The organism is Flavobacterium zepuense, assembly GCF_007097145.1.
Taxonomy (GTDB): Bacteria; Bacteroidota; Bacteroidia; order Flavobacteriales; family Flavobacteriaceae; genus Flavobacterium; species Flavobacterium zepuense.
On the sequence record NZ_VJVZ01000003.1, the window covers coordinates 224,552 to 250,381 of the forward strand.

Consider the following 25,830-nt stretch of genomic DNA (forward strand, 5'->3'; position numbering starts at 1 on the left):
AAAATGTTTTATTAGCCTTTATAAAAAACGCCGTGAAGATACTCAATTTCCCGTAATTGAAAACGCAGGCCTGTAATTTATGGTGCGCACCAAAATAAAAAATGCATCTTTTTTAAGATGCTTTTTACTTTTTAACAGGAGCAAGTTTAAGGCTTCGGCGTTTTTTAAACAACTCCCCGGGATAGGTAATCAGCATCCCTAATATACTATTGCACAATAATATTGCAAGCAACAATACATAAATAAGATGGCTTGAGTGATATCCGTACATTAGCTCATTAAACAAAAAATAACCTGCGAGGCAAAAACCTGTTAGGCATATTAAAAATAATAATGCTTTCATTAAGTAGTACTTTTTAAGTGGTGACTACAAATTTACCTAAGGTATTTTACCAAAAGTTTACAGGATTTTACAACATGCGTTATAATACATACCTGCACTGCTGCGCGTATTTTAAATTTAGTTTCTGACTAAAATATTTAAATTTTAAGTTTTATTTATGACTTACAACGCACCAAAAGCGGCACTTTTGCAGGGCAATGCGCAAAATTATGCCTATATTTGTAAGGTTAGCCAATTTTTAATCTAAATTTATAACGGTCATGAAAGAAGATTTAACGATATTTTATGCAGATGACGACCAGGACGATTTAGAGTTCTTTAAAGAAATTGTTGGCGAAATTGGCGAGCACTTTAACGTAGTTACCCAAACTAATGGCGAGGCATTGCTACAGGCTATAGAGAGCCCGCCGCCGCATCCTTACTTAGTATTCTTAGATATCAACATGCCCGGCATTACAGGGCTTGAAGTGCTGCAAAAACTACGCGAAACACCAAGGCACAAAGAGCTTCCTATAGTAATGTTCTCTACCTCAAACGATGAGGATATTATAGAAAAAAGCCGCCTGCTTGGGGCAAGTTTTTACATGCCTAAATCAAATATATTCAGTAACCTTAAAAAATCTATAGAGCATGCCCTTTCTATTAATTGGGCAAGCTTTAAATCATCGCAGGAAAATTTTCTTTTTACCATATAGTTAAACATTTCAATGAATAATACCGTATCTGCTCCCGCTTTTTTAGAAAAATTACGTTTAGCCACTACACAGTCGCACACTAACCTGGAAGCGCTTCCTGTTTCGGTTTCAATTATGAATCCTGCCGTTACTAATACCGAATATGCCTTATATCTTAACCTTATGCACGATGTGGTTAAAGATGCCGAAGAAAACATCTTTCCGCTGGTTCACAATACATTGCCGGAACTTGATGTACACCCTAAAGCCCAGTTTATTACAGCCGACCTTGCCACTTTAGGCTTTGCGCCGAAAGCTGATGATGTTAAACCGTTATCGGGCGAGTTAACCGATACATCGGTTGCTTTTGCATTAGGTGTAATGTATGTTATAGAGGGTTCGTCTCTTGGTGGGCGTGTAATCCTTAAAAATATAAACGGAGCATTGGGCCATAACGAAGATTGCGGCGCACGTTACTTTGCGGGCTATGGCGGGCAAACGGGCAGCCACTGGAAAAGTTTTCTCGGGCAGCTAATACAATATGAAAACAATACTAAAAGCGAAGATGAAATAATTGCCGGCGCAAACTATGCTTTTGATGCTATTAGCCGCCATTTTACAAAAACGTCTCACCAATAGTTTTTTATGAAGATTAAAGATATTGTAAACCGCGATATTGTAAACCTTACCAACTGCGAGCAGGAACCCATACACATACCGGGCAGCATACAGCCGCACGGTTTTTTGCTTGGCTTAAAACCAGGTTCACTTGCTATTGATTATTGCAGCGCCAATACGGCCGAATATATAAGCATGTTTCATTTGCAGCTGCTGGGCAATACTTTTGAAAGTATTTTTGGCTATAAAGCTAAAAAACTGCTGGAAGATTACATTAGCAACAATTTAATGCTATCCTCTTCCCTGCTTAAGCTTACACTCGCGGGGGTAGATTTTTTATGTACGGTTCATAATAATGGAACAACTTATATATTAGAAGCAGAGCCTGTAAGCCTTGATAGCAAACCCCTCAACGAGGTTTACGACCAAACATCGCAGTTTCTTGCATACATGCACGATACCCATACCCTTAAAGAGCTGTGCCAACTTGTTACCAAGGGCACACGCGATATTACGGGTTATGACAGAGTAATGGTATACCGCTTTGATAAAGATTATAACGGCGAGGTTTTTGCCGAAAGCTGCCGCGAAGACCTGGAGCCTTTCCTTGGGCTGCACTACCCGCATACTGATATACCACCACAGGCAAGGGAGCTATATATGCGCAATTTACTGCGCCTTATTACCGATATTAACTATACCCCGGTACCAATTTATACTTTAGATGATTCTGAAGATAAAAACCTGGACCTTAGCCTCTCGGTATTGCGAAGCACATCGCCCATACACGTGCAGTACCTGCACAACATGGGCGTAGGCGCTACACTAACCATATCGCTTATTTACAAAAAAAGGCTTTGGGGCCTTATTGCCTGCCATCACTATTCGCCTAAAAACCTTAGTCCGGAAGTTAGGCTGGCAGCACAATTACAGGGACATTTTATTACATCGCAAATAGACCTGAGGCAGGCCAGCGAAGAATACGAACTGGCGCGAAAAACCAACCTTGCCCTGGAGAGTATGAACAGCTATAGCCTTAACCGCGATGCCGATCTTCAAACACTTGTAGACAGCAGTAACATATTGCAACTTTGTAATGCAGCCGGGGTCTCTATTACCTTTAACGGACGGGTATATAAAAATGGACTAACACCAAGTGATGAAGAAATTAATCAGTTGGGCAGCTGGCTTTCAACATATAGTGGCAACAGCACGTTTACTACTGATAAACTGATAGACTTTTTACCTGAAGCTAAAGAGATGTGTACCAACACATCGGGTATTATATACCATTCTTTAGATATGGATAGTAACAACTGTATTATATGGTACAGGCCTGAAACCCAAACTGAGGTTAAATGGGCCGGCGACCCCACAAAGGCCATTATTAAAGATCAAAAAGGACTTTCGCCGAGGAATTCCTTTAAACTTTGGAAAGAATTACTGGAATGCATCAGCAAGCCGTGGCTACAGCCCGAATTAAATGCAGCGTCATCGTATGCTTATAATCTCCAAAGGCAGATAAACCTGCTTATTATTAGCCAGGAAGAGGAGCGCTATCGCAAGCTGAGCGAGCTATTGCGCCAAACTAATTCTGAACTGGAAAATATAAACTGGATAAGTACGCACGACTTGCAGGAGCCGCTTAGAAAAATACAGCTTATAGCATCAAGGATATTAGGTAAAGAAGAAGAAATGTCCAGCAACGTGCAGGATTCTATAAAAAGAATGAATGCATCAGCTAACCGTATGCAAACACTTTTGGTAGATATACTTAAATACACGCGCCTTAAACATACCGATGATTCTTTTGACAATGTAAACCTTGCCAAACTTTTAAAAGAGGTAGAACTGGATATGGCCGAGGCTATTGCCGAAAAAAATGCTGAAATAAACATAGACGAACTGCCGGATGTTTTTGGCATACCATTTTTATTAAAACAGCTGTTTTCTAATCTTATAGCCAATTCTATAAAGTATGTGGCACCGGGTAAAACCCCTCAGATAAAAATTACTAAAGAGCATAGTCTTGTACCTTTTAATGCCGATGATAACACCCTTTACCAGGTAATTTATGTGGCAGATAACGGTATAGGTTTTGAGCAGCATTTTTCGCAAAGCATATTCAATATCTTTACCAGGCTGCACTCATCGCCGGAATATAAAGGGTCGGGCGTTGGGCTGGCGCTTTGCAAAAAGATTATGCAAAACCATAACGGGCATATATCTGCCTCCAGCGAACTGGGCTCAGGTACAGTAATGAGCTTGTACTTTCCCGTAAAAAACTAATTACAAGCTTAATAAACATACAAAAGCCCCAAATTGGGGCTTTTTACATATCTAATTGTTAGCAATCTCAGAACCTAAGTCCCTCAGATGCTAAGCATCTAAGTTTAATCATTCATAGACTGAAGGAAATCTTCATTATTCCTGGTTTTCCTAAAGCGGTCGTTAATAAAGTCCATAGCCTCAACCGGGTTCATATCGGCAAGGTATTTCCTCATTATCCACATGCGCTGTATGGTTTTTTCGTCAAGTAACAGGTCATCACGCCTTGTGCTCGATGAAGTAAGGTCGATCGCAGGGAAAATACGCTTGTTGGCAATTTTCCTGTCCAGCTGAAGCTCCATATTACCTGTACCTTTAAATTCTTCAAAAATAACCTCGTCCATTTTAGAGCCGGTATCAGTAAGAGCCGTAGCAATAATACTAAGCGATCCGCCACCTTCAATATTACGGGCTGCACCAAAAAAGCGTTTCGGCTTTTGCAGTGCGTTAGCATCTACACCACCACTCAACACTTTACCCGATGCAGGCTGAACCGTATTGTAAGCCCTTGCCAAACGCGTAATAGAATCTAACAGGATAACCACATCGTGGCCGCACTCTACAAGGCGTTTAGCCTTTTCAAGCACTATGTTTGCCACTTTTACATGGCGGTCAGCCGGTTCATCAAAGGTAGAGGCAATAACCTCTCCCCTAACGCTGCGCTGCATATCCGTAACCTCTTCCGGGCGCTCATCAATCAGCAAAACAATAAGATAAACCTCCGGGTGGTTAGCCGCAATAGAGTTGGCTATATCCTTAAGCAACATTGTTTTACCTGTTTTAGGCTGCGCCACTATCATACCACGCTGGCCCTTGCCTATGGGCGAGAACAAATCGATGATCCTGGTAGAAATGGTGCTTTGCTTATCAGCAAGGTTAAATTTTTCTTCCGGGAAAAGCGGTGTAAGGTGCTCAAAAGAAACCCTGTCGCGTACAACCTGAGGGTCGTGGCCGTTAATTTTGTTAACCTTAACCAGTGGGAAATATTTTTCGCCTTCTTTAGGCGGGCGCACCACACCTTTTACGGTATCGCCTGTTTTAAGCCCAAACAAACGTATTTGCGAGTTAGACAGGTAAATATCATCGGGCGATGCTAAGTAATTATAATCAGATGAACGCAGGAAACCATAGCCATCGGGCATCATTTCCAGTACGCCTTCGCTCTCTATTATGCCATCAAATTCATAATCAGGCTCCCTGAAATTTTGTTTCTTTTGCTGTACAGGCTGCGCTGCACTTGCAGGGGAACTTTGTATGTTTTCTTTATTTGAAATAATAGGTGGGGTGTTTTGGCCGTTTTGTGCGCTTTGGCCGGCCTGGTTTTTTTTGTAGCTCGGGTGGTTAGGATTGTTGGCATTAGCCCTTTCAATCTGCGCCAAACGCTCTTCTTCACTAAGCTGGGGCCTTGTCCTTACAGGAGCAGCACCATCGGCTTGCTTAGGCTGCACTGCATCTTTTGCAGGTACAATTTTTCTCCTGTCATCCTTTTGCGGAGCTTTAATAGCTACCGGTTTAACAGCGGCAGGCTCTGTTTTATCGTCTGGAGTGGCAGGTGTATCTTCGGTTGGGGCGCTCTCTGTTACAGGACGCTCCTTTTTAAAATCGGTTTTTTTGGCAAATGGCTTTTCCTGCCTTGGCTGCCTTGCGGGTACAGGCTCTATAATGGCATGTACAGGCGCTTCTGCGGGCTTTTCTGTTTTTGCGGGTGCTTCGGGCATAGAGGCAATAATTTTAGCTTCTTCGGCTGCGCCTTTGCTCATACGCGCCCTTTTTGCTTTCTCAGGGGCTGCATCATCATTTACAGGTGCCGGTGCCTCTGCCGCTGCGGGAGCAGCTTCTTCAAAAAGTGGCTGTATTTTTGCCGGATTTGCCGCCTGGTGATCGAGTATCTGGTATACTAACTCGTCTTTTTTCAGGCCCCTGAACTTACTGATCTTTGCTTTTTTTGCAATTTCCTGAAGCTCAGGCAGCTTCATTTCTTTTAATTCAGAAATATCAAACATGTATAACTATTGGTTAATTAAATCGTAACTTAAAATGGGGTAAGGGTATTTGATTTTTTTGGGGATACCATACTTCGCAGAATGAAGTACTTGTGGTTTTGTACTGCAATATTACAAATTTATTTTTACTATGCAATAGTATTTTTTAAAAAGAAACCATATTTTTGTGCTGCAATTAAACGCTGCAATGATACAAAGAATACAAAGCATATATTTACTAATAGCCGTTATAGTAAGCGGCATACTGCCTATTTTTTTACCGTTATACACCTTAAGCAACGGTACAGAGGTAAGCTTTATGGATAATATTGCTTTTGTGGTGTTGTTTGTGTTTAGTGCAACGCTTTCTATCGTTACGATATTTAGTTATAAAAGAAGACAAAATCAGTTTGTTTTAAACAGGCTTAATATAATATTGAATTTAATTTTATTAGGATTATTTGTATACCAGTCGCTAAATTTACCCGGAGAGGATGAAATCTCAGAGAAGGGTATTGGGATGATTCTTCCTATCATTTCTATCGTTTTTTTAAGCCTTGCCAACAGGGCTGTTAAGAAGGATGAAGATCTCGTAAAATCTGCCGACCGACTTAGATAAACCTTTTAACTTAGTTTATTAGTGCGTTAAAAATCCGGACCTATAAGTCCGGATTTTTTTGTTATATACATCAAACCAATACAGCAGCGCTATCTTCCGGCTCCTCCCCTTTTATCAGGCTGGCAATGCTCCCTAATGTAATCTGGGCAATTTGAGATAGTGCCTCATCGGTAAAAAAGGCCTGATGTGCCGTTACCAATACATTAGGGAAACTCATTAGCCGCTGTATGGTATCATCTTCAATAATATCTTCCGAGAGATTCCTGAAAAATAATTTCTCTTCCTGCTCATATACATCTATACCTAAATGCCCTACTTTATGCTGCTTGAGGGCTTCAATAATATCGGCAGTACAAACAAGCCCGCCACGGCTGGTGTTTATCAGCGTTACACCATCCTTCATTAAAGCAAGAGTATCTTTATTTATAAGATAATGATTATCGGCAGTTAAGGGGCAATGCAGCGATATAATGTCCGATTGGCGCATTAACTCCTCCTGTGTGGTATAATTAACGCCAAGTTCTATAAGCTGAGCGTCTTCAAACAGGTCATACGCGATTACCCTGCACCCAAAACCAAGCATGATCTTACAAAAAGCCCTGCCTATTTTGCCTGTACCTATAACACCTACAGTTTTTTGATGCAGGTTAAACCCTAATAGCCCTGTTAAAGAAAAGTTTTGCTCGCGCACACGGTTATATGCTTTATGGGTCTTACGGTTAAGGGTTAAAAGCATTGCAACAGCGTGTTCGGCCACGGCTTCGGGAGAATACGCAGGCACCCTGCAAACGCGTATACCATACCTTTTTGCAGCATCAAGGTCTACATTATTAAACCCGGCACACCTAAGGGCTATAATTTTCACACCTTTTTGTGCAAGGGTGGCTATAACATCTGCGGTTAATTTATCATTAACAAATACACACACACCAATGGCATTATCAACCACATTTACAATATGCGGGCCCAAATGCGTTTCCAGATATTCTATCTCAATGCCTATATCTACATTGTATCTGTCAAAAAAAACCTTGTCATAAGGCTGTGCAGAAAACATAATAATTTTCATAATCTACTACTATAATTGTTAACTATTTGTAACTATTGTAATATACATCAAAAATAATAATGATACCACAAAGCAACCTTTTAAAATTTCGAGCATCTTTGTAGCATAACCACCTACCGCTATGACACAAAAAATACTACTATTACTACTCTGTCCATTCCTGCTTATAAGCTGTCAGGACGAGCTAAAATACGATTCTACCATACGCATAGCCTATCAGGGGCGTGTAACCGATGCTGCCGGAAACCCTATAGCCAACCTGCCCGTGGGCGTTTACATCTCTAAAGATGAAGATGCCAATGGCCTTAACTATCTTTTTGCTTATGACCATGATATGATAAGTTATACTACTACCGATGGCAATGGCGACTATAAAATGTTTTTTCCGCAGCCTAAAAACCAGGATAATATTGTATTGTTTATCAATCAGGATATACCGGGAATAGCTGTAAATGAGTCGTATTCTAAATTGGTTATCACTAATTTACGAACCGAAAACCTTACTGATTATAAAATTGATTTTGGTGTTACACAACTTTATGAGGTTGCCAACAGTACTACACTGCAAATTGATTTTACAAACACAAGCGGCCAATCGTTAACCAAGCTTAATACCATAGGTAAAGTAAGCGAAAGCGTTATAGATTACAACTTTAACCTCCCCCCTGTTGATGGCGTAAATGCATATATAATGACCAATTATAATGTGGGTAAAGATCAGACCGTTACATTAAAATACCAAACACGAAGCGGCAACGAGGCAGGAGTTCAGGTAGTTAGCAACCATGAGGTACAAATACCCATTGGCACAGAGCCTGTTATATACCAATTAAACTATTAAGCCATGAAATTATATACAATTTTACTGGCTTTGTGCCTACAATTTGGCTATGCCCAAACTACCGATAGCATTGCCAAACCTGTTGATAAATTTGCGTTTAACACCTTCCTAAAAGTATATTATACCTTTCCCGGCGCGAGTGGCGATAATGTACTCAGCAAGGGCAATGAGGGCAAATATGGCTTTGGTTTTGAAATGAACCTTATTAGTTATCGTAAATTTTACCTGGCCGGCAGTTATGAATTTTCAGGATATGACGTTACCAATGCAGCTCTTGCAGGAAATATAGAACATACCAATGTTAACAACTATTATGCACGGCTGTTATACCAAATTCCGATAGATAATAGGCGGTTTGCTGTGAGTCCGCTTATAACCGGCGGTGCCGTGATGATCCATCAAAAAACAGCAGGTAAAAGCTACGGCAAGCAACGTGGGGCGGCTTTTAGTGTAGGGACCGATATAGATTTTAAACTTACCGAAGCTTTAGGCTTATTTGGCAGGGCACGCTACGGTTTCCTGTATCCTGATGTTACAGCAAATGCAAAGGATGAAAAGTTTTTTAGCAACCTGAACCAGTTAAATTTTTCTTTGGGATTAAAGGTAGGTATCGATTAAAAATTATAAGGCTATGATGAAAAAATTATTTTACTTAATTTTAGTATTCTTGTTATTAACAGGTTGTGACGACCGCCTTGAATACAGCGGTACTAAAAAAATAGTGTTTGAAGGCCGCATAGTAGACGAAAACAATCTGCCGCTTAACAATATAGATGTCAGCGTTTATGTATCTAAAGAAGGCTCCGGCGGAGAATCTTCATTTATTTTTGGAGCACATTCTGATAGCGACGAAGATATTATAACGTACACAACTACAGACAGTAATGGTTATTACCGCATGATATTCCCTATGCCAAGGGATCAGGATAATATTGCTTTGTTTATTAATCGGGAAGTAGAAACAAGTACACATTACAATTCAAATTATTCTAATTCAATTATAACTGGTATCAAGCCCGAAAACATAACCGATTTTGACCTTAATTTTGGCGAGCAGAGAATCTTTAACCTTGATAACCAGACAGAACTGACGGTTACCGTCAACAATATCCCTTTGTATTATTACGGTTATATTGATATTGAATTAGCCGGATTGGTAAACGATGCAATATATGATTACAACCTCCCTGCGCATTTTAATTATGATACTACAGGGCCATATGATGATACATCGGCACATTATGTTTTTAAGGTAGCTAAAAATCAGGATATTGTATTTACCTACAACAATGGTATTGTAAATGGCATATCGTCTTACGCGCAAACTACCATCCACATTGGTAATGAACCTGTTAACTATATTATAGAATATTAGGCATGAAAAAAGCAGTATTTATTATAGTAGCCCTGTTTGTATTTGCAAATTTACAGGCTCAGGAAGAAGAAGAAGAACGGGTATATGACAGTACGTATATTGATAAGGTTAAGTATCAGCAGTTTGACGAAAGCTTTAGGGTATATTATATTTTTCCCGGAGCCGTGGGAGATAATGTGCTGGCAAAAGCTAATAAAGCTAAATTAGGGTTCGGGATGTCACTCAGCCTCATCACTGTCTACAATTTTTACCTTAATGCAGGTTTAGAATTTTCGCAATATGATGTAACCGATGCATCGCTGGCAGGCAATATAGACCATACCAATATTACCAATTATTTTGGCGAAATAATGTATAAGATACCGGTTTACAAGAAGATAACGGTAAATCCTAAAATAGGTATCGGTTATGCCGATGTGCGCCAAAAAACAGGATCTAAAAAATATGGTACGCAAAGCGGTACCTCTTATAACGCCGGTTTTAATGTAGATTATGCTGTTACAAAGTCGTTTATGGTGTTTGCAGGACTCAACTATTCACTATTAAAACCCGAGACCGAAACAAAAAGTGAATACAAATCATTTTACGGCACACTGCACCAGCTCAATATAGTGGTAGGTATCAAACTTTAGCCTTTTCGGGCAATTTCAATTACTTCAAGCGCCTGTATCTTATCGTTGTCTATCTCAAAACGCAGCATGGTTCGCACCTGCTGAAAGCCGTGTGTCCCGGCGGCACCGGGGTTCATGTGAAGTAAGTTGTATTTATTATCGTATTGAACTTTAAGTATATGCGAATGTCCGCAAATAAACAGCTTCGGCGGATTTAGCGCCAGTTCCTGCCGTACAGTAGGGTTGTATTTACCCGGATATCCGCCTATGTGGGTAATTAATACATCTACCCCTTCGCAAAAAAAGCGGTTATTTAGCGGAAACTCCTGCCTTGCCGATGCATCATCTATATTACCGTAAACGGCACGCAACGGCTTTTCTTTCTTAATAGCATCGGTAACACCCAGATTACCAATATCTCCCGCATGCCAAACCTCATCGGCCAGGCACACATATTTCATTATAGTATCGTCAATATGGCTGTGAGTATCAGAAAGAAGGAGGATTTTTTTCAATTTACTGTTATAAAGTTTTAATGTTGTAAAGTTACAAAGTTAAATTCCGTAATAAAAATATAGCTATTCGTTAATGGGGAGTTTCTTACTTTACAACGTTCAACTTTACTACTTTCCAACTTAAATAAGTATCTTTGCACTTTAAATTATTACAACAGTTTTGAGGTACTTTATAGCGTTTGCATACAATGGTAAAAACTACTGTGGGTGGCAGTATCAGCCGCACAGCCCATCGGTACAGGAAACTTTAAACAAGGCCCTAACTACCCTGCTTCGCACTCCAATAGATGTTGTTGGCGCAGGCCGTACCGATACCGGTGTGCATGCCCGCCAAATGTATGCCCACTTTGACATTGATACCGAAATTAACAACACCGCGCTTACCCAAAAACTCAACTCATTTTTACCCAAAGACATTGTGGTATACGGCTTTATACCGCTGCACGATGATGCCCATGCCCGTTTTGATGCCACCAGCCGAACCTACGAATACCACATACACACCTACAAAGATGCCTTTGATAACGAGGGCAGCTGGTACCATTTTCACCCGCTGGATGTAGCGCGTATGAACGAAGCCGCACAGGTGCTTTTGCAATCCACTGATTTTAAGTGCTTTTCTAAAGCCCATACCGACGTACGTACCTACAACTGCAAGATCACCCAGGCACAGTGGGAACTGCACGGCAACAAGCTGGTATTTACCATAACTGCCGATCGTTTTTTACGCAACATGGTACGCGCCATTGTGGGAACCCTTGTAAATGTGGGCATTGGCAAGATAACTGTTGATGATGTACGAACCATTATAGAAAGCCGCGACCGGGGCCATGCCGGAGCATCGGTACCTGCACACGGGCTGTACCTTACTAAGGTAATTTATCCGTACCTTTAAGCCATTAAATTATATGAAAGCCACTACAAACACTCCACATAAAACCTCGTCACTAACAAAACTGATGCGGTTTGCAAAAGCCTACCGCGCTCGTTTTGCGTGGGTTATAATATTCTCTATAGCATTATCTATATTTGCTGCGGCACGCCCCTACCTGCTAAAACAGTCGGTAGACATGTACCTTATAAAAAAAGACCACTCAGGCCTGTTATATTACATTGGCCTTATGGGTATTATGCTCATTTTAGAGGTTGCAGCGCAATTTTATTTTGTGTACTGGGCCAACTGGCTCGGGCAGGATATTGTAAAAGATATCCGCGAAAAATTGTTTGCACACATCAGCAGTTTCAGGATGAAATTCTTTGATAACGAAGCAGTTGGCCGTCTTGTAACCCGTACCGTATTTGATATTGAGAGCATCTCTAAGATATTCAGCCAGGGATTATTTATGATAATAAGCGACATGCTAAAAATGCTGGTTATCCTTATCGTTATGTTTGTAATGAACTGGAAACTAACCATTATCGTAATGCTTGCCATGCCTTTACTGGTAATTGCCACGCGCATCTTCCAAAAGAAAATGAAAGGCGCTTTTGAGGAGGTACGTACCCAGGTTGCCAACCTTAATACCTTTGTGCAGGAGCGCGTTACAGGCATGAAGATCGTTCAGCTCTTTAACCGTGAGGATATTGAGTACGAAAAGTTTAAGGTAATCAACAAAAAACACAACGATGCCTGGCAAAAAAACATCCTGTACAACTCCATCTTCTTCCCCATTGCCGATATAATCTCCTCTCTTACAATGGGTTTCGTAATCTGGTATGCGGGTATCAGCATCTTAAACCTCGACCCTATAACCAGGCCCGGCGACATGTTTGCCTATATCATGTTCATTCCCATGCTATTCAACCCGCTAAGGCAGATAGCCGATAAATTCAACGAAATGCAAATGGGTATCGTAGCGTCTGACAGGGTTTTTGAGCTGCTGGATATGCAGGGTAACACCCAGAAGAACGGCACTACCGAGGCATGGCACTTTAAGGGAGAGCTTGACTTTAAAGATGTTAGGTTCAGCTATATAGAAAACGAAGAAGTTATAAAAGGCATATCGCTTAAAATTGATGCCGGCCAAACCATAGCCATTGTAGGCGCTACGGGAGCCGGTAAAAGCACGATAATTAACCTGTTAAACCGCTTTTACGAGATCAACAGCGGCAGTGTAACAATAGACGGCACTAATATAGACGATTTTAGCCTCCACAGCCTTCGCAGGCAGATAGCCATTGTACTGCAAGATGTGTTCTTATTTGCCGATACTATCCTGAATAACATCACTTTAAATGATGCTGCCATTACACGCGAAGACGTAGTAAAGGCCTCTAAAGCCATTGGCGTACACGACTTTATCATGAGCCTGCCGGGCGGTTATGACTATAACGTTAAGGAACGTGGCGTAATGCTGTCATCAGGGCAGCGCCAGTTAATAGCGTTTTTAAGGGCGTATGTAAGCAACCCAAGCATCCTTATTTTAGATGAAGCAACCTCATCCATAGATACTTACAGTGAAGAACTGATACGCAACGCCACCGATGCCGTTACCAAAAACAGGACCTCAATAGTTATTGCCCACAGGCTGGCTACCATTGTAAACGCTGATAAGATCATTGTGATGGACAAAGGTAAAATTGTAGAAGAAGGCACCCACTATGAGCTTATAAACCGCGAACAGGGGTACTACAAAAATTTATACTACTCGCAGTTTGCAGTGGAGACTGAAAAGTAGTTTTTCGACCCAAAAAGGGCTTAATATTTCACTTTTGGATTTTAAGTTGCTTTAAACAGGCCTATTTTACGACCATATTTTACAGGAATAAACTTACAAATAGCCTAATATTTCACTTTTGGATTCTGAGATTGGTATTTTAGAATTTAGATTGTCGGAATTTTAGACTAAGTCCGATAAATCAAAAAAAGAGGTTTCGTTTTAAACAGAGACCTCTTTTTTGACAAACTATCGTATATTGATAAACTATGGTTTGATTACTATTTAATAAGACTACTGGATTTAGGATGGCAAATTTAAGTATCGTAATAGGAATTCGATATGCTCATTTAAATTATGAGTACTTAAACAATTTTTTTGTTCAGCTAACCTTCTATGACTCTCAAGTGTTCTAAAATAGCCCTTTAAATTTTCAAGGTGACTTCCATAAGAGAATGCTATATCATCACAGGTATTCAACATAAAATATCCATCTTTACTTGAACCAATCCTATTATTTCTCTTTAGAGGAGTAATAAGCCAATTTTTTATATTGCTGTCAGAATATTCGTCTTGGGATATTCCCATTTGACGTAGCTTTCTGATAATTATTTCTGTTTTCATAGGATTTCTATATGAACTTGCAGATTCATCAAGGATAGCAAGGATAGTATTTCTCAAACCCAATAAATCACGGACAAATCCATGAGTAGTATCACTTCTATGTCCTTTAGCTAAAATCCATATTTTCTTATCACTTATTTCATTACTCTCATTAGAATCGTCATCTATAAAATCTACAACTTCATCCCTATTAGTTGAAAATAAGTGGAGTACTTTATTATCTGTAAAAATATTATTTTCAGATTCCCATGGATTTATAAACTCATTACACTTTGAAAAATAATTGTATTTAACTGATAATATAGCCGAATGGACTGTCCTATCTATCATCTTTAAAAGTTCCAACGATGTTCTATCATAATACATTCCCAATTCTCTTCTTATTTTTTCATATAAAAAACCTTGCAGGTTATCGAATTCTTCATTAATACTTTCATCTTCTAAATCGTCAAGACTCTCGATAACAAAGCCTTCTGTTTGATGATATATTCTATCTGTCAGTATTAAAGCCGTATCATTAAATATTGCTTGACTATCATCAACAATTACGTTAGATATGTCAAACAAAGTATTCAAGTGTATCTGAAAATTATTCCTATATCTCTTAATACGGTAATCATTTGTCAAGTGCACATCACTAAATGTATTTCTTGCTTCTAAAATAATATTTTCCATAATTAAGCGACTTTAGTGATTTTGTACATTTGTGTAGGTTTAATTTCCACATTAATATCGCATAATGTAAATACGTGATTCTGTCTATATTCATGATTTTCATCTAGAACAATTGGCTGAGATATCTGAAATTCGTAGGAGAGATTATTATGAGCAATTAATTCTTCGTAGAAAGTTACAGCATTTTTATGTTTTACCCATCTATTTTTTACACCACCAATCATTAATATTTCACCTCCGACATCTAAAAGCTGTCCAGCTCTTGAAAGAAACTGTTTTGTTTCCCCATATCCCCCTACTCCAAAATCATAGGGATTACAGAAAATTAATTTGGTAAATGTCCTGCCTAAATCCTCAGAATTAATAAAATCGTACATAGAATCTAGGTAATGACATTGAGAATTTTCACTATATTCTTCAAGTTCTCTAAAATGCGGTAAATTGTTATTAACGGCATCAGTCAAATAACATGCCGGCAGAAACTTTTTACCAAAGCAGCCCCGACCAGCCCCAAACTCTATAGAAAACACCTGATCATTTGGAAAATTTACAAATTCTACAATTTCGTTATTAAATATATCTAATATAGCCATATATATTTGCTTAGGGGTTAACAAAGATATTAAAATTAAATTATTATAATTTATCAACGTGCATGTGCCGAAAACATTTCCCTAATTCTAAATAAATCCTTATTTTCGTACACTCAAATATTAAAGCAAATTATATACTAATGAAATACGATATTATTGTTTTAGGCAGTGGCCCGGGCGGTTATGTAACAGCCATAAGGGCTTCTCAATTAGGTTTTAAAGTAGCCATTGTAGAAAAAGAAAGCCTTGGCGGCATATGCCTTAACTGGGGTTGCATCCCTACTAAAGCGCTTTTAAAAAGTGCCCAGGTTTTTGATTACCTTAAACATGCATCTGATTACGGATTAACAATAAACGAGTTTGATAAGGATTTTGGCGCTGTAATTGCCCGTAGCCGTGGCGTTGCCGAGGGTATGAGCAAAGGTGTTCAGTTTCTTATGAAAAAAAATAAGATCGAGGTTATTTTTGGTACCGGTAAAGTTAAGCCGGGCAAAAAAATGGACGTAACCGATAAAGACGGTAACGTAACCGAACTTAGCGCCGATAACATTATTATTGCTACAGGTGCACGCTCACGCGAGCTGCCTAACCTGCCACAGGACGGTAAAAAAGTAATTGGCTACCGCCAGGCTATGGTGTTGCCGGAACAGCCTAAAAGTATGATCGTTGTAGGCTCAGGCGCTATTGGCGTAGAGTTTGCACATTTTTACAACTCTATGGGTACGCAGGTAACTATTGTTGAGTTTATGCCTAACGTGGTACCGGTAGAAGACGAAGATATCTCGAAACAATTTGAGCGTTCGCTTAAAAAATCGGGTATTACGGTTATGACCAATGCTTCGGTTGAAAAAGTTGACACCAGCGGCAATGGCGTTAAAGCTACCGTTAAAACGGCTAAAGGCGAAGAGATCATCGAAGCTGATATCGTTCTTTCTGCTGTGGGTATCAAATCGAACATCGAAAATATTGGATTGGAAGAAGTGGGTATCGCTACCGACAGGGATAAGATACTTGTAAATTCGTACTACCAAACGAACATACCGGGTTACTACGCTATTGGCGATGTGGTTCCGGGCCAGGCGCTTGCACACGTTGCTTCGGCCGAGGGTATCCTTTGTGTAGAAAAACTTGCAGGCCTTCATGTAGAGCCGCTTGATTACGGTAACATACCGGGCTGTACGTATGCTACTCCGGAAATTGCTTCGGTAGGCCTTACTGAGAAAGCTGCTAAAGAAAAAGGTTACGAAATTAAAGTGGGTAAATTCCCTTTCAGTGCATCGGGTAAAGCAAAAGCATCGGGTAATTCTGATGGTTTTGTAAAAGTTATCTTTGATGCTAAATACGGCGAATGGTTAGGCTGCCACATGATTGGCGCCGGCGTTACCGATATGATTGCCGAGGCTGTTGTTGCCCGCAGGTTAGAGACTACCGGCCACGAGATCATTAAGTCGGTTCACCCTCACCCTACCATGAGCGAGGCCATTATGGAAGCTGCTGCTGCCGCTTATGATGAAGTGATTCACATCTAAGATTTCAGAATTTAGATTCTGACTCAAACATACAGATCCGTCCAAGCAATTTGGGCGGATTTTTTTATATAGGTAATTCACAAATAAAAATCCTACATTTTCGTTATGGTAATAACCAACCAAGTACCATAAATGAAATTAACGCTACAATACTTTGTAATCTTATTTATGTGCTGCAATAGCCTCTTTGCGCAAACATCGGCCATAATTAAAGACAAAACCACTAATCAGCCTGTACCCTATGTAAACATTTGGGTTGATGGTAAAAACATTGGAACTACTGCAAATGAAAACGGCAGCTTTAACCTCCCTGCCCTTGCCGATGATGCTATGCTGGTCTTATCTGCCATTGGATACGAAACGCTTCAGGTTAGTGCCTTAAACCTGCCACAGTATATATTGCTGTCGCCGGCTGCAATAGAGCTTCAGGAAGTGGTTATTGGCAAAAAAAATAATATAGAGGCATGCACCGGCAAGTTTAGCCAAGCTGATATATACCGCTATTTTGCCTGTTGAGAACGCCCCTGGATGATAGCCAAGCTGTTTAAATATGAAGATTCATATGAGAAAACACCCTATTTAAAAACCATACGTTTTGCCACACGAAACGAAATACGCAATGCTGTTTTAAACATAAGGCTATACACGCCTGATGCCGAAGGGAAACCCGGAGCTGTTTTATACAGCCAGAATATTTTATGCACTGCAAAAAAAGGTGCAGGCATTACCGAAGCCGACCTTTCTAAACTTAACATTGCAATGCCAAAGGAGGGCTTGTATGTTGTTTTTGAATGGCTTATAATTGGTAAGAACGTACACAAATTTAATTTTAAAGCCGATGTTAACAAGCCCGGCAAAATAGAAAAGAGAATTGCCTATGAGCCTGCCATTGGTATGGTATACGATAATAAAGCCCCAGCTATATACGGGTATTCATCCGGCAATTGGGCCGATACTAAAATTGAGATCACTACCATTGCTGCTGAACTGGTTTTGAGTAATTAAATCACTAAACACTTCCCATATTAATGTTATAGCGCATACGTTGCCCATAACTTTAGCGTAACTTTAGTTTTACAAAACCAAAGCATTATGAGTAAACTAAAGAAAAAAGCTAAAAAAGGCAGCAAGAAAAAGAACAAGCTGGGGGTAAAAAACTCGCTTGTAAATAATATAAACGCCCGCAAGCGCAAGGGTAAAGCGCGTTCTAAGAAAAAGTCGAAAATATCCGACAAAGCCTACGACAAAATGCAGGACAACTGGGGCAAGAAGAAGAAAAAGAAGTCGGGTAAAAAGAAAACTGCCAAGAAAAAAGCAGGTAAAAAATCCGGCAAAAAAGGCGGTAAGAAGAAATCTAAATCAAAGAAAAAGAAATAGTAAAAGATCACCATTCCTGGTGATCTTTTACGCTACACAGTCTTTAAAGCCGCAATAAGCAGATCGATATCTTCATTAGTATTGTAATGGCTGAACGATATACGAAGCGACGGTTTTTTAATATCGGCTTCGGGTAAAATTTCTTTCAACACGTGCGATGGCTTAATGCTCCCGCTCTGGCAGGCACTCCCGCGCGATACTGCGATGCCCTGCATATCAAGGTGAAACAATATCATGGCGGTTTTATCTTCCGGCAAAGGCAGTAAAACGTTGGTTATATTGTAAAAAAGTTCGCTGCCGTTACCATCTTCGGGTAAACCATTTACTTTAAATCCGGTAAAGTGTATGCTCAGTTGCTCTAACAAATAGCTTTTAATGGCTGATATGTGCTCCCTCTCAGTTTCAAGGTTTTGGTACGATAATTCTAAAGCCTTTGCCATACCGGCAATCTGGTGGATCGCTTCGGTACCGCCACGCAGGCCTTTTTCCTGTTCACCGCCATAAATCATCGGCTTTAAGCCGATATTTTTTCTTATATAAATAAACCCGACACCCTTAGGCCCGTGAAATTTATGGGCGCTTGCCACTAAAAAATCTACCGGAAGGTTTTGAAGGTCAAACTCCGTTTTACCTATAGATTGTACTGTATCGGTATGAAAAAGCGCCTTGTACTGTCGGCATAAGCTACCTGTTTTTAGCAAGTCTAAAACCACCCCCGTTTCGTTATTAACATGGATAAGGCTTACCAGTGTAGGGATATTTTCGGCAAGCAGGGCTTCAAGCTGTGTAAGATCGGGCTGGCCTCCGGGTAACAGGTCAAGATAGGTTACATTAATGCCAAATTCGGCTGCAACTTCGGGCACGCTGTTTAAAACCGAATGGTGCTCTACCCTGCTGGTAATAATGCGCTGCACGCCTAAATCTCTAACCGCACCACGAATTACAAGATTATTAGACTCTGTACCGCCCGACGTGAAAATAATTTCGCGTGCTTCGGCGTTTATAAGGTGGGCAATGGTTTTGCGTGACGTTTCCAGCACTACTTTTGCGCTTCGGCCATAGCTGTGCGTGCTCGATGGGTTACCGTATACATCGGCCATAACCTGCACCATTGCCGCGATAACATCGGGGTGCATAGCTGTGGTAGAGGCGTTGTCTAAATAAGCTTTTTTCATTGAGGCAAAATTACTCAAAAATGTATTGCCAAACTATTTTTGGGCGCGCTGTGGCAAAAGCTTTCATGAACCAACTAAAAAATAGTATTTTTGTTTAAAATTATGCACTTATGAAAAAGATTTTTGGCTTTGTACTTGCCATTATAGCATTAAGCACCCTTTCGGGCTGTGATGATGGCGAAATGAGCTTTAAAACATTCGATTTTGATAACGACCAAAACCCTACGGCCTGCGGCGATGATGTGCTTTATAAAATTGTAGGCACCGAGGTTTTAATCCTGCAATTTGACCGTAACACCCTCCTGCCCAATGTAGAAACCAACGGCACACCACGCGTAGTTACCTTTAGCGGCTCTACAAACAGCATTACCTACAGGAATTACAGCGGCGAAGTAGCCAACGATGTTATATGTACCCAGTTTGCCCCCTCTACCCCTGTTGTAATTGACCAATGGGAAGGCCAGGGAACCATATCGGTTTTAACAACCCGGATAACCAGTGGCGGTGTTGTGAGCTTTCAGCATACCATTAGGCTTACTGATGTTACTTTTACTAAAGACGGCGAAGAGATACGCATACAGGATAATGCATTTGGAAGCGTAACCACTACCCGCGGCTTTGATTTTGATTTTGAAGATGAGGATACGGGCAACCCTGTGCAAACCCAAAACTGCGACGGCAGGGTATTTACTGCAAAAGCAGATGAAGCATTAGTATTAGAGTTTCCGTCAGCAGCATTTTCTACAACCGTAGGTACAGCTACAATTAATATTGAAGATAATCTTGACATTTACGATATTAACCTAAGGGTATTTAGCGGTACTATTGCCAACCCAAACAACCCGCAAAACACGCGTATATGCAACCCGAGTATAGATGCGCCGGAGCAAACGCAACGCTGGCAGGCACAGGATGGCACCATAAGGATTGTTACTACCCTAAGCGGCGGTTTTTATAATTACGACATTTATTTAGTAAATGCCATATTTTACAACCAGGCAACGGGTAGCTTAGAGAATTTTCAACCGGATGACAATACTACCGAACCGGGTGTGTATTACTTTGGGCAATATTCGGTAGCGCAATAACCAAATATATAAATATACAAAAGCCTGAAAATTACTGCTAATTTTCAGGCTTTTGGTTATAAACAGGCTAACAAAGAGTTGTGGAAAAATTAGAAAATGAAGCTGTAAAATGGACTGTTTGCGATGAATGCAAAGGTGTAGGCACAAAACGCCGTAAACTCAGCAAAAAAGTGCGGCTTAACTACCAGATAGCGCTCGATCTGTTTGAAAAATCAAATGCCGAAGGTACAGCTCCCGTGCGGCCTAAAGGCTCTTCTTATGTCTGCCCTAATTGCGGCGGATCGGGGCTTGTAACAACCACCTCTAACACGCTACCTTATAACGAAAATTATCCGCACGTTGCCATTATTGGTGGCGGCATTGGCGGTGTAGCACTAGCTGTGGCCTGCCTGCACCGTGGCATACCCTTTACCCTTTACGAGCGCGATAGCAATTTTAATGCCCGTTCGCAGGGCTACGGGCTAACCTTGCAACAAGCCAGTAAAGCAATACAAGGCCTGGGCATTTTTACTTTAAACGATGGTGTGGTTTCTACAAGGCATGTGGTTCATACTACCGATGGGACTATTATTGGCGAATGGGGCAACCGTAAATGGATACAGGAGGAGGCTAAAGGCCCCGCCAAACGGTCTAACATACATATTGCGCGGCAGGCATTGCGGGCGGCTCTGTTGAAGCAGTTGGGCGGGCACGACAAGATACTATGGAACCATCAGCTAACTGATTATAAAGCGGTTGATGGCGGCGGCATTCAGCTTAGCTTTAGTGTAAATGGCGAAGTAGTAAATGCTAAAGCCGACCTTGTTGTTGGAGCAGATGGCATCCGTAGTTCGGTAAGGAGGCTCCTTATAGGTGAAGACGCTGCACCGTTGCGCTACCTCGACTGCATTGTTATACTGGGTATTTGCCCGTTAAGCGCGCTTAAGGGTATCGAAAGTCCGCTATTGGATTCCGCCACGGTATTTCAAACCGCAAACGGCAACGAGCGTATTTATATGATGCCCTATACGGCCGATGCTATAATGTGGCAACTCAGTTTCCCCATGTCCGAAGAGGATGCTAAGGCGCTAAGTGCTTTGGGGCAACAAGCCCTTAAAGAAGAGGCGTGTAAAAGAACCCAATGGCACCACCCTATCCCACAGATAATGGCTGCCACGCCACAGGCTAATATATCCGGTTACCCGGTGTACGACAGGGAAATGCTCACGGCAAATTTACTGGCAAACGCCGGTAGTGCCACCTTAATAGGCGATGCCGCCCACCCCATGAGTCCGTTTAAAGGCCAGGGAGCCAACCAGGCGCTGCTGGATGCCATTGCACTGGCACGCGCTATCTCTAAAGAATGCAGAACCCCGCAATGGAAAGAAAACGGGCTAAGAGCCACTGTACTGACCGAATTTGAAGCAGCTATGTTAGAGCGCAGTGCTGTTAAAGTAAAAGATTCGGCGGCTGCGGCACAGTTCCTTCATTCAGAAATTGTGCTGCATGAAAGTAATTCGCCAAGGGGCAGGTGTGGGAAGTAGGCATATTGCCGATTTCAAACTATAGAATTTAAAATTATGGTTTCTACTGATTTTAAAAGCTTAACTCTGAAAAATTACCTTGCCTAATGGCATTTACAAAATCATCATAGGTGTTAATTGTAGGACCTGATAAGTAATATACATGAAGTAATGTAACTTTATTATCTATAATTTCAGAAAATGCGAAATAAGTTCCTAAAGACCTTCCGCCCTGTCTGTACACCACGCTGCAATAGTTAGCATTGCGAACTGTAAATAATAATTGTCTCGGAGGTAAATGAGCATTGCTCACAACATCAGTTTCCCTAAATTTTTTACCGGGGTTTGCAATTCTAAAATTGCTATACCTCTTTTTTAGTGCTTTTTTTAGAACTTTTGGAATTGATGACTTTTTATAGAAGGTTAAAATATAGCCGTGGTTTGGCCGCGGAGTATAGTTGTAAATAATTAATTTTTCTAAAGCCGGTAAAGAGTCTAAATTCTTTTTTTTCTGTGCAAAAAGTGCTGTAGATATAAAGAAAAGGAATAAGTATTTCATACTTGGCTTAGTATTTTAACTTTTAAAAGTAATTTTCTGTATTATTAAATCTTTCATAGTGATTATTTCACCATAAAATGATGTGTCATTTATGATTTCAGTTATTTCTTTCACTAAAACATTAATTCTTTCTTGTGAAAAATTAAATTCATATCTATTAGGATTACCTTTTGCCTTATAATCATTTAGAATTATGTCTCTATATTTTAAAGATATATTATTCAGATGATTTAAAAAAACTTTATTTTTATTAATGATATCAGCATATAAAACTTGCAATTCTTTTTCAATAAAATTTATATAATTAATTGAATACCCATGCTTTAATCTGAATTGAGAATTAATTTGATAAAATGACATACTATCCTGATAACCTGAACATTTTGCATTCAAACAAAAACAATCATTAAAGTTTACATCTACACCAATATCTTTTAAAAAAATTGTTTGAAATACACATCCCGAAATTGTACTGATGAGACAAAATGAAGTCAATTGTATATCATTAACCATGTCTGTAAATTTTACTGAAGGAATAATTTTAACACCACCACCCCACTTGAATGTAGAAATTGCATTAGAATGAAAATTTGCAAAAAAACTTTCGAACTCATAGTTATTATAATATTCAATTTGAATGATATCAATACATAAATGACCGAACTCATGCCATAGTAATCTTTGTAAATCCGTCTGAAAATCCATTGCAATTTTTCGGATAAAAATAATCAATTATAATATATTATTATTTAGGCTACATTCCTAAATGTTAAAGCCATGCGTTCTAAAAATTGGATTTTTTTGGACTTAGCAACCATTATCAAAATCCATATTTAAAACTTTTCAGTAATACCTTATCTTTGCGCATAAGACCGCCTGCCTATAGAGCAGGCGGTCTTGATTACTCTTAAAGGATAAGTTAATGAACAACCTTCTCGAAACCCCCATAGAATACCTAAAAGGTGTGGGTCCGGCGCGCGGTGAGCAGCTCCGGAAAGAGTTGGGCATTTTTAAATATGCCGATTTGCTAAACCTTTTTCCTAACCGATATATAGACCGTACCCGCTATTACCGCATTAACGAGCTGACGAATAGCGGTGCAGAGGTTCAGGTGGTGGGCAAGGTTATCAATATTAAAACCGTTGGCGACAAGCGCACCCGCCTGGTGGCCACTTTTACCGATGGTACGGGCGAGATGGAACTGGTGTGGTTTCAGGGGCAGAAATGGATACGGGAAAACCTTAAGCTTAACGTGCCTTATGTGATATTTGGTAAGGCAACCGCCTTTAATGGACTGTTTAACATGGCGCACCCCGAAATGGAGCCCCTTGCCGAACACGAGGCCAGCCTGCGCAGCGCAATGCAGCCCATTTACCCAAGCACCGAGAAGCTTACGCAGCGCGGCATTACCAACAAAGTGGTTAACAAAATGATGCAGCAGCTCTTTACCGAGACACAGGCCCTGTTTACCGACAGCCTCCCTGCATCTATTATAAATGAGTTGCAGCTGATACCTAAAAATGCAGCGTTGTTTAACATACACTTTCCTAAAAGTCAGGAGTTGCTGGCAAAGGCGCAATTCAGGTTAAAGTTTGAGGAGCTGTTCTTTATTCAGCTACAGCTTATTACAAAAAATCTGGTACGCAAGCACAAAATAAAAGGGCATCCTTTTGGTAACGTGGGCGAGTATTTTACTACGTTTTACAACAACCACCTTCCGTTTGACCTGACAGGCGCGCAAAAACGCGTGCTTAAAGAAATACGTAACGACATGGGCCAGGCTGCCCAAATGAACCGCCTGCTGCAGGGCGATGTGGGTTCGGGTAAAACCATTGTGGCGCTCATGAGTATGCTGTTGGCACTGGATAACGGCTTTCAGGCATGCCTAATGGCCCCTACCGAGATCTTGGCAAACCAACATTTTATCGGGTTGAGCGAACTTGCCGCCCCACTGGGCATCAATATAAAAATACTTACAGGCTCTACCAAAACATCCGAACGCCGCATTATTCATGAAGCATTAGAGGATGGCAGCCTGCACATCATCATCGGCACCCATGCCTTGTTAGAAGATAAAGTACAATTCAAAAATTTAGGGCTGGCAATAATCGATGAGCAGCACCGCTTTGGCGTAGAGCAGCGCAGCAAACTTTGGCAAAAAAACGAGATTCCGCCGCACGTGTTGGTCATGACAGCCACCCCTATTCCGCGTACGCTGGCCATGAGCCTGTATGGCGACCTGGACGTGTCGGTAATCGATGAGCTTCCGCCGGGGCGTAAGCCTATCCAAACGGTTCATAGGTTCGACAGCAACCGCTTAAAGGTGTGGAAATTCCTTAAAGATGAAATTGCCAAAGGCAGACAGATCTATATCGTATACCCATTGATACAGGAAAGCGAAAAAATGGATTACAAAGACCTTATGGACGGCTATGAGAGTATTTCGCGTGATTTTCCGCTGCCGCAATACAGCGTTAGCATTGTTCACGGGCAAATGAAGCCCGCCGACAAGGACAGCGAAATGGCGCGGTTTTCGGCAGGTAAAACCAATATTATGGTAGCCACTACGGTTATAGAGGTAGGCGTTAACGTACCCAATGCCAGCGTTATGGTTATAGAAAGTGCCGAGCGTTTTGGGCTTTCGCAATTGCACCAGCTCAGGGGTCGTGTGGGCCGGGGTGCCGACCAGTCTTACTGTATTTTAATGACGGGCCAAAAACTTAGCAACGACAGCAAACTGCGTATGGAAACTATGGTGCGCACTAACGATGGCTTTGAAATTGCCGAGGTAGACCTTAAACTGCGCGGCCCCGGCGATATTATGGGCAAGCAGCAAAGCGGCGTACTTAACCTGCAAATTGCCGATATTGTTAAAGATAAAGAAATACTTTTAATTGCGCGCGAACAAGCCATTAAACTCCTTAAGGATGACGCGCCTATGGCGCGGCCGGAGCATGCTGCCCTTAGGCATGCTTATATAGAAATGACCAAGAAAAAGAACATCTGGAATTATATTAGTTAGTCGAAAGTCGTAATGTCAAAAGTCATAAAGTCGTAACGCTTAAAGATTATCAAT

25 protein-coding genes are annotated in these 25,830 nt (G+C 40.7%); 17 read left to right on the forward strand and 8 right to left on the reverse strand.

What is annotated here, in order from left to right; genetic code table 11:
* Positions 1-603 precede the first annotated feature (603 nt).
* The 3 genes from FMM05_RS06290 to FMM05_RS06300 are packed head-to-tail and all read left to right on the forward strand — an operon-like array spanning position 604 to position 3,924.
* Positions 604-1,038 carry a response regulator gene (locus tag FMM05_RS06290; protein WP_143372491.1) on the forward strand — a complete coding sequence of 145 codons (435 nt, stop codon included), beginning with the start codon at positions 604-606 and terminating at the stop codon, positions 1,036-1,038.
* Positions 1,039-1,050: 12 nt separating this feature from the next.
* Entirely contained in the window at positions 1,051-1,656 is a 606-nt protein-coding gene (locus FMM05_RS06295; protein WP_143372492.1) for a biliverdin-producing heme oxygenase, read from the forward strand.
* A 6-nt stretch (positions 1,657-1,662) separates the two neighbouring features.
* A complete protein-coding gene (locus FMM05_RS06300) occupies positions 1,663-3,924 on the forward strand; it encodes an ATP-binding protein (protein WP_143372493.1) in 2,262 nt (753 codons plus the stop codon).
* Between the two features lie 104 nt (positions 3,925-4,028).
* On the opposite strand, the gene rho is transcribed toward FMM05_RS06300, so the two are convergent.
* On the reverse strand, positions 4,029-5,966 hold the full coding sequence (gene rho, locus FMM05_RS06305; protein WP_143372494.1) for a transcription termination factor Rho: 1,938 nt from the start codon (positions 5,964-5,966) through the stop codon (positions 4,029-4,031).
* A 187-nt stretch (positions 5,967-6,153) separates the two neighbouring features.
* Between rho and FMM05_RS06310 the strand changes: the two genes are divergently transcribed.
* The gene (locus FMM05_RS06310; protein WP_143372495.1) at positions 6,154-6,564 is read left to right on the forward strand and encodes a DUF4293 domain-containing protein; all 411 of its coding nucleotides are present in this window, start codon (positions 6,154-6,156) and stop codon (positions 6,562-6,564) included.
* A gap of 70 nt (positions 6,565-6,634) precedes the next feature.
* Here the strand turns inward: FMM05_RS06310 and FMM05_RS06315 are convergent, their stop codons facing one another.
* On the reverse strand, positions 6,635-7,633 hold the full coding sequence (locus tag FMM05_RS06315) for a 2-hydroxyacid dehydrogenase (RefSeq protein ID WP_143372496.1): 999 nt from the start codon (positions 7,631-7,633) through the stop codon (positions 6,635-6,637).
* 121 nt (positions 7,634-7,754) lie between these two features.
* Between FMM05_RS06315 and FMM05_RS06320 the strand changes: the two genes are divergently transcribed.
* Genes FMM05_RS06320 through FMM05_RS06335 form a run of 4 tightly spaced genes read left to right on the forward strand, consistent with a single transcriptional unit; the run spans position 7,755 to position 10,481 of the window.
* Positions 7,755-8,474 (forward strand): hypothetical protein, encoded by a 720-nt coding sequence (locus FMM05_RS06320; protein ID WP_143372497.1) that lies wholly within the window; start codon positions 7,755-7,757, stop codon positions 8,472-8,474.
* A gap of 3 nt (positions 8,475-8,477) precedes the next feature.
* A complete protein-coding gene (locus FMM05_RS06325; RefSeq protein ID WP_143372498.1) occupies positions 8,478-9,092 on the forward strand; it encodes an outer membrane beta-barrel protein in 615 nt (204 codons plus the stop codon).
* Between the two features lie 13 nt (positions 9,093-9,105).
* The gene (locus tag FMM05_RS06330) at positions 9,106-9,849 is read left to right on the forward strand and encodes a hypothetical protein (protein WP_143372499.1); all 744 of its coding nucleotides are present in this window, start codon (positions 9,106-9,108) and stop codon (positions 9,847-9,849) included.
* A 2-nt stretch (positions 9,850-9,851) separates the two neighbouring features.
* Positions 9,852-10,481, forward strand: a complete 630-nt coding sequence (locus FMM05_RS06335; RefSeq protein WP_143372500.1) for an outer membrane beta-barrel protein — start codon at positions 9,852-9,854, stop codon at positions 10,479-10,481.
* Here FMM05_RS06335 and FMM05_RS06340 read toward each other — a convergent pair.
* Positions 10,478-10,975 (reverse strand): metallophosphoesterase family protein, encoded by a 498-nt coding sequence (locus FMM05_RS06340; RefSeq protein ID WP_143372501.1) that lies wholly within the window; start codon positions 10,973-10,975, stop codon positions 10,478-10,480. The two genes, FMM05_RS06335 and FMM05_RS06340, sit on opposite strands and share 4 nt — an antisense overlap.
* Positions 10,976-11,135: 160 nt before the next feature.
* Between FMM05_RS06340 and truA the strand changes: the two genes are divergently transcribed.
* Entirely contained in the window at positions 11,136-11,870 is a 735-nt protein-coding gene (gene truA / locus FMM05_RS06345; RefSeq protein WP_143372502.1) for a tRNA pseudouridine(38-40) synthase TruA, read from the forward strand.
* Between the two features lie 13 nt (positions 11,871-11,883).
* Complete coding sequence (locus FMM05_RS06350) at positions 11,884-13,653, forward strand: ABC transporter ATP-binding protein (RefSeq protein ID WP_143372503.1); 1,770 nt, start codon at positions 11,884-11,886, stop codon at positions 13,651-13,653.
* A gap of 282 nt (positions 13,654-13,935) precedes the next feature.
* On the opposite strand, the gene FMM05_RS06355 is transcribed toward FMM05_RS06350, so the two are convergent.
* Together FMM05_RS06355 and FMM05_RS06360 are read right to left on the reverse strand one after the other, a co-directional pair.
* Positions 13,936-14,931: a hypothetical protein gene (locus tag FMM05_RS06355; RefSeq protein WP_143372504.1), complete on the reverse strand. Its 996-nt coding sequence runs from the start codon at positions 14,929-14,931 to the stop codon at positions 13,936-13,938.
* Positions 14,932-14,933: 2 nt separating this feature from the next.
* Entirely contained in the window at positions 14,934-15,524 is a 591-nt protein-coding gene (locus FMM05_RS06360) for a hypothetical protein (protein ID WP_143372505.1), read from the reverse strand.
* Between the two features lie 140 nt (positions 15,525-15,664).
* On the opposite strand from FMM05_RS06360, the gene lpdA reads away from it, so the two are divergent.
* The 4 genes from lpdA to FMM05_RS06380 all read left to right on the forward strand — a co-directional run bounded on the left by lpdA (position 15,665) and on the right by FMM05_RS06380 (position 18,430).
* The gene (gene lpdA / locus FMM05_RS06365; RefSeq protein WP_143372506.1) at positions 15,665-17,053 is read left to right on the forward strand and encodes a dihydrolipoyl dehydrogenase; all 1,389 of its coding nucleotides are present in this window, start codon (positions 15,665-15,667) and stop codon (positions 17,051-17,053) included.
* Positions 17,054-17,185: 132 nt separating this feature from the next.
* The gene (locus tag FMM05_RS06370) at positions 17,186-17,569 is read left to right on the forward strand and encodes a carboxypeptidase-like regulatory domain-containing protein (protein WP_143372507.1); all 384 of its coding nucleotides are present in this window, start codon (positions 17,186-17,188) and stop codon (positions 17,567-17,569) included.
* 12 nt (positions 17,570-17,581) lie between these two features.
* Positions 17,582-18,058: a hypothetical protein gene (locus FMM05_RS06375; RefSeq protein WP_143372508.1), complete on the forward strand. Its 477-nt coding sequence runs from the start codon at positions 17,582-17,584 to the stop codon at positions 18,056-18,058.
* Between the two features lie 87 nt (positions 18,059-18,145).
* Complete coding sequence (locus FMM05_RS06380; RefSeq protein ID WP_221932250.1) at positions 18,146-18,430, forward strand: hypothetical protein; 285 nt, start codon at positions 18,146-18,148, stop codon at positions 18,428-18,430.
* A 32-nt stretch (positions 18,431-18,462) separates the two neighbouring features.
* Here FMM05_RS06380 and FMM05_RS06385 read toward each other — a convergent pair whose 3' ends face one another.
* Positions 18,463-19,605, reverse strand: coding sequence for a cysteine desulfurase family protein (locus tag FMM05_RS06385; protein ID WP_143372509.1), 1,143 nt, complete (start codon positions 19,603-19,605; stop codon positions 18,463-18,465).
* 110 nt (positions 19,606-19,715) lie between these two features.
* On the opposite strand from FMM05_RS06385, the gene FMM05_RS06390 reads away from it, so the two are divergent.
* Together FMM05_RS06390 and FMM05_RS06395 are read left to right on the forward strand one after the other, a co-directional pair.
* Complete coding sequence (locus FMM05_RS06390; protein WP_143372510.1) at positions 19,716-20,693, forward strand: LptM family lipoprotein; 978 nt, start codon at positions 19,716-19,718, stop codon at positions 20,691-20,693.
* Positions 20,694-20,773: 80 nt separating this feature from the next.
* Positions 20,774-22,216 carry an FAD-dependent oxidoreductase gene (locus tag FMM05_RS06395; protein WP_143372511.1) on the forward strand — a complete coding sequence of 481 codons (1,443 nt, stop codon included), beginning with the start codon at positions 20,774-20,776 and terminating at the stop codon, positions 22,214-22,216.
* Between the two features lie 52 nt (positions 22,217-22,268).
* On the opposite strand, the gene FMM05_RS06400 is transcribed toward FMM05_RS06395, so the two are convergent.
* Positions 22,269-22,754, reverse strand: a complete 486-nt coding sequence (locus FMM05_RS06400) for a hypothetical protein (RefSeq protein ID WP_143372512.1) — start codon at positions 22,752-22,754, stop codon at positions 22,269-22,271.
* 15 nt (positions 22,755-22,769) lie between these two features.
* Positions 22,770-23,459, reverse strand: a complete 690-nt coding sequence (locus tag FMM05_RS06405; protein WP_143372513.1) for a hypothetical protein — start codon at positions 23,457-23,459, stop codon at positions 22,770-22,772.
* A gap of 217 nt (positions 23,460-23,676) precedes the next feature.
* Here FMM05_RS06405 and recG point away from each other — a divergent pair, with 217 nt between their 5' ends.
* Positions 23,677-25,776 carry an ATP-dependent DNA helicase RecG gene (gene recG / locus FMM05_RS06410; protein ID WP_143372514.1) on the forward strand — a complete coding sequence of 700 codons (2,100 nt, stop codon included), beginning with the start codon at positions 23,677-23,679 and terminating at the stop codon, positions 25,774-25,776.
* Positions 25,777-25,830: the final 54 nt, after the last annotated feature.

What these genes read in the sequence shown, in the direction of transcription:
- FMM05_RS06325 (WP_143372498.1), top strand. Translation starts at nt 8,478, where the DNA reads ATGAAATTATATACAATTTTACTGGCTTTGTGCCTACAATTTGGCTAT.
- FMM05_RS06310 (WP_143372495.1), top strand. Translation starts at nt 6,154, where the DNA reads ATGATACAAAGAATACAAAGCATATATTTACTAATAGCCGTTATAGTA.
- rho (WP_143372494.1), bottom strand. Translation starts at nt 5,966, where the DNA reads ATGTTTGATATTTCTGAATTAAAAGAAATGAAGCTGCCTGAGCTTCAG.
- FMM05_RS06335 (WP_143372500.1), top strand. Translation starts at nt 9,852, where the DNA reads ATGAAAAAAGCAGTATTTATTATAGTAGCCCTGTTTGTATTTGCAAAT.
- FMM05_RS06380 (WP_221932250.1), top strand. Translation starts at nt 18,146, where the DNA reads ATGAGTAAACTAAAGAAAAAAGCTAAAAAAGGCAGCAAGAAAAAGAAC.
- FMM05_RS06385 (WP_143372509.1), bottom strand. Translation starts at nt 19,605, where the DNA reads ATGAAAAAAGCTTATTTAGACAACGCCTCTACCACAGCTATGCACCCC.
- FMM05_RS06295 (WP_143372492.1), top strand. Translation starts at nt 1,051, where the DNA reads ATGAATAATACCGTATCTGCTCCCGCTTTTTTAGAAAAATTACGTTTA.
- FMM05_RS06350 (WP_143372503.1), top strand. Translation starts at nt 11,884, where the DNA reads ATGAAAGCCACTACAAACACTCCACATAAAACCTCGTCACTAACAAAA.
- FMM05_RS06290 (WP_143372491.1), top strand. Translation starts at nt 604, where the DNA reads ATGAAAGAAGATTTAACGATATTTTATGCAGATGACGACCAGGACGAT.
- FMM05_RS06370 (WP_143372507.1), top strand. Translation starts at nt 17,186, where the DNA reads ATGAAATTAACGCTACAATACTTTGTAATCTTATTTATGTGCTGCAAT.
- FMM05_RS06390 (WP_143372510.1), top strand. Translation starts at nt 19,716, where the DNA reads ATGAAAAAGATTTTTGGCTTTGTACTTGCCATTATAGCATTAAGCACC.
- FMM05_RS06300 (WP_143372493.1), top strand. Translation starts at nt 1,663, where the DNA reads ATGAAGATTAAAGATATTGTAAACCGCGATATTGTAAACCTTACCAAC.
- FMM05_RS06330 (WP_143372499.1), top strand. Translation starts at nt 9,106, where the DNA reads ATGATGAAAAAATTATTTTACTTAATTTTAGTATTCTTGTTATTAACA.
- FMM05_RS06360 (WP_143372505.1), bottom strand. Translation starts at nt 15,524, where the DNA reads ATGGCTATATTAGATATATTTAATAACGAAATTGTAGAATTTGTAAAT.
- FMM05_RS06405 (WP_143372513.1), bottom strand. Translation starts at nt 23,459, where the DNA reads ATGGATTTTCAGACGGATTTACAAAGATTACTATGGCATGAGTTCGGT.
- FMM05_RS06375 (WP_143372508.1), top strand. Translation starts at nt 17,582, where the DNA reads ATGATAGCCAAGCTGTTTAAATATGAAGATTCATATGAGAAAACACCC.
- FMM05_RS06315 (WP_143372496.1), bottom strand. Translation starts at nt 7,633, where the DNA reads ATGAAAATTATTATGTTTTCTGCACAGCCTTATGACAAGGTTTTTTTT.
- FMM05_RS06320 (WP_143372497.1), top strand. Translation starts at nt 7,755, where the DNA reads ATGACACAAAAAATACTACTATTACTACTCTGTCCATTCCTGCTTATA.
- lpdA (WP_143372506.1), top strand. Translation starts at nt 15,665, where the DNA reads ATGAAATACGATATTATTGTTTTAGGCAGTGGCCCGGGCGGTTATGTA.
- FMM05_RS06355 (WP_143372504.1), bottom strand. Translation starts at nt 14,931, where the DNA reads ATGGAAAATATTATTTTAGAAGCAAGAAATACATTTAGTGATGTGCAC.
- FMM05_RS06400 (WP_143372512.1), bottom strand. Translation starts at nt 22,754, where the DNA reads ATGAAATACTTATTCCTTTTCTTTATATCTACAGCACTTTTTGCACAG.
- recG (WP_143372514.1), top strand. Translation starts at nt 23,677, where the DNA reads ATGAACAACCTTCTCGAAACCCCCATAGAATACCTAAAAGGTGTGGGT.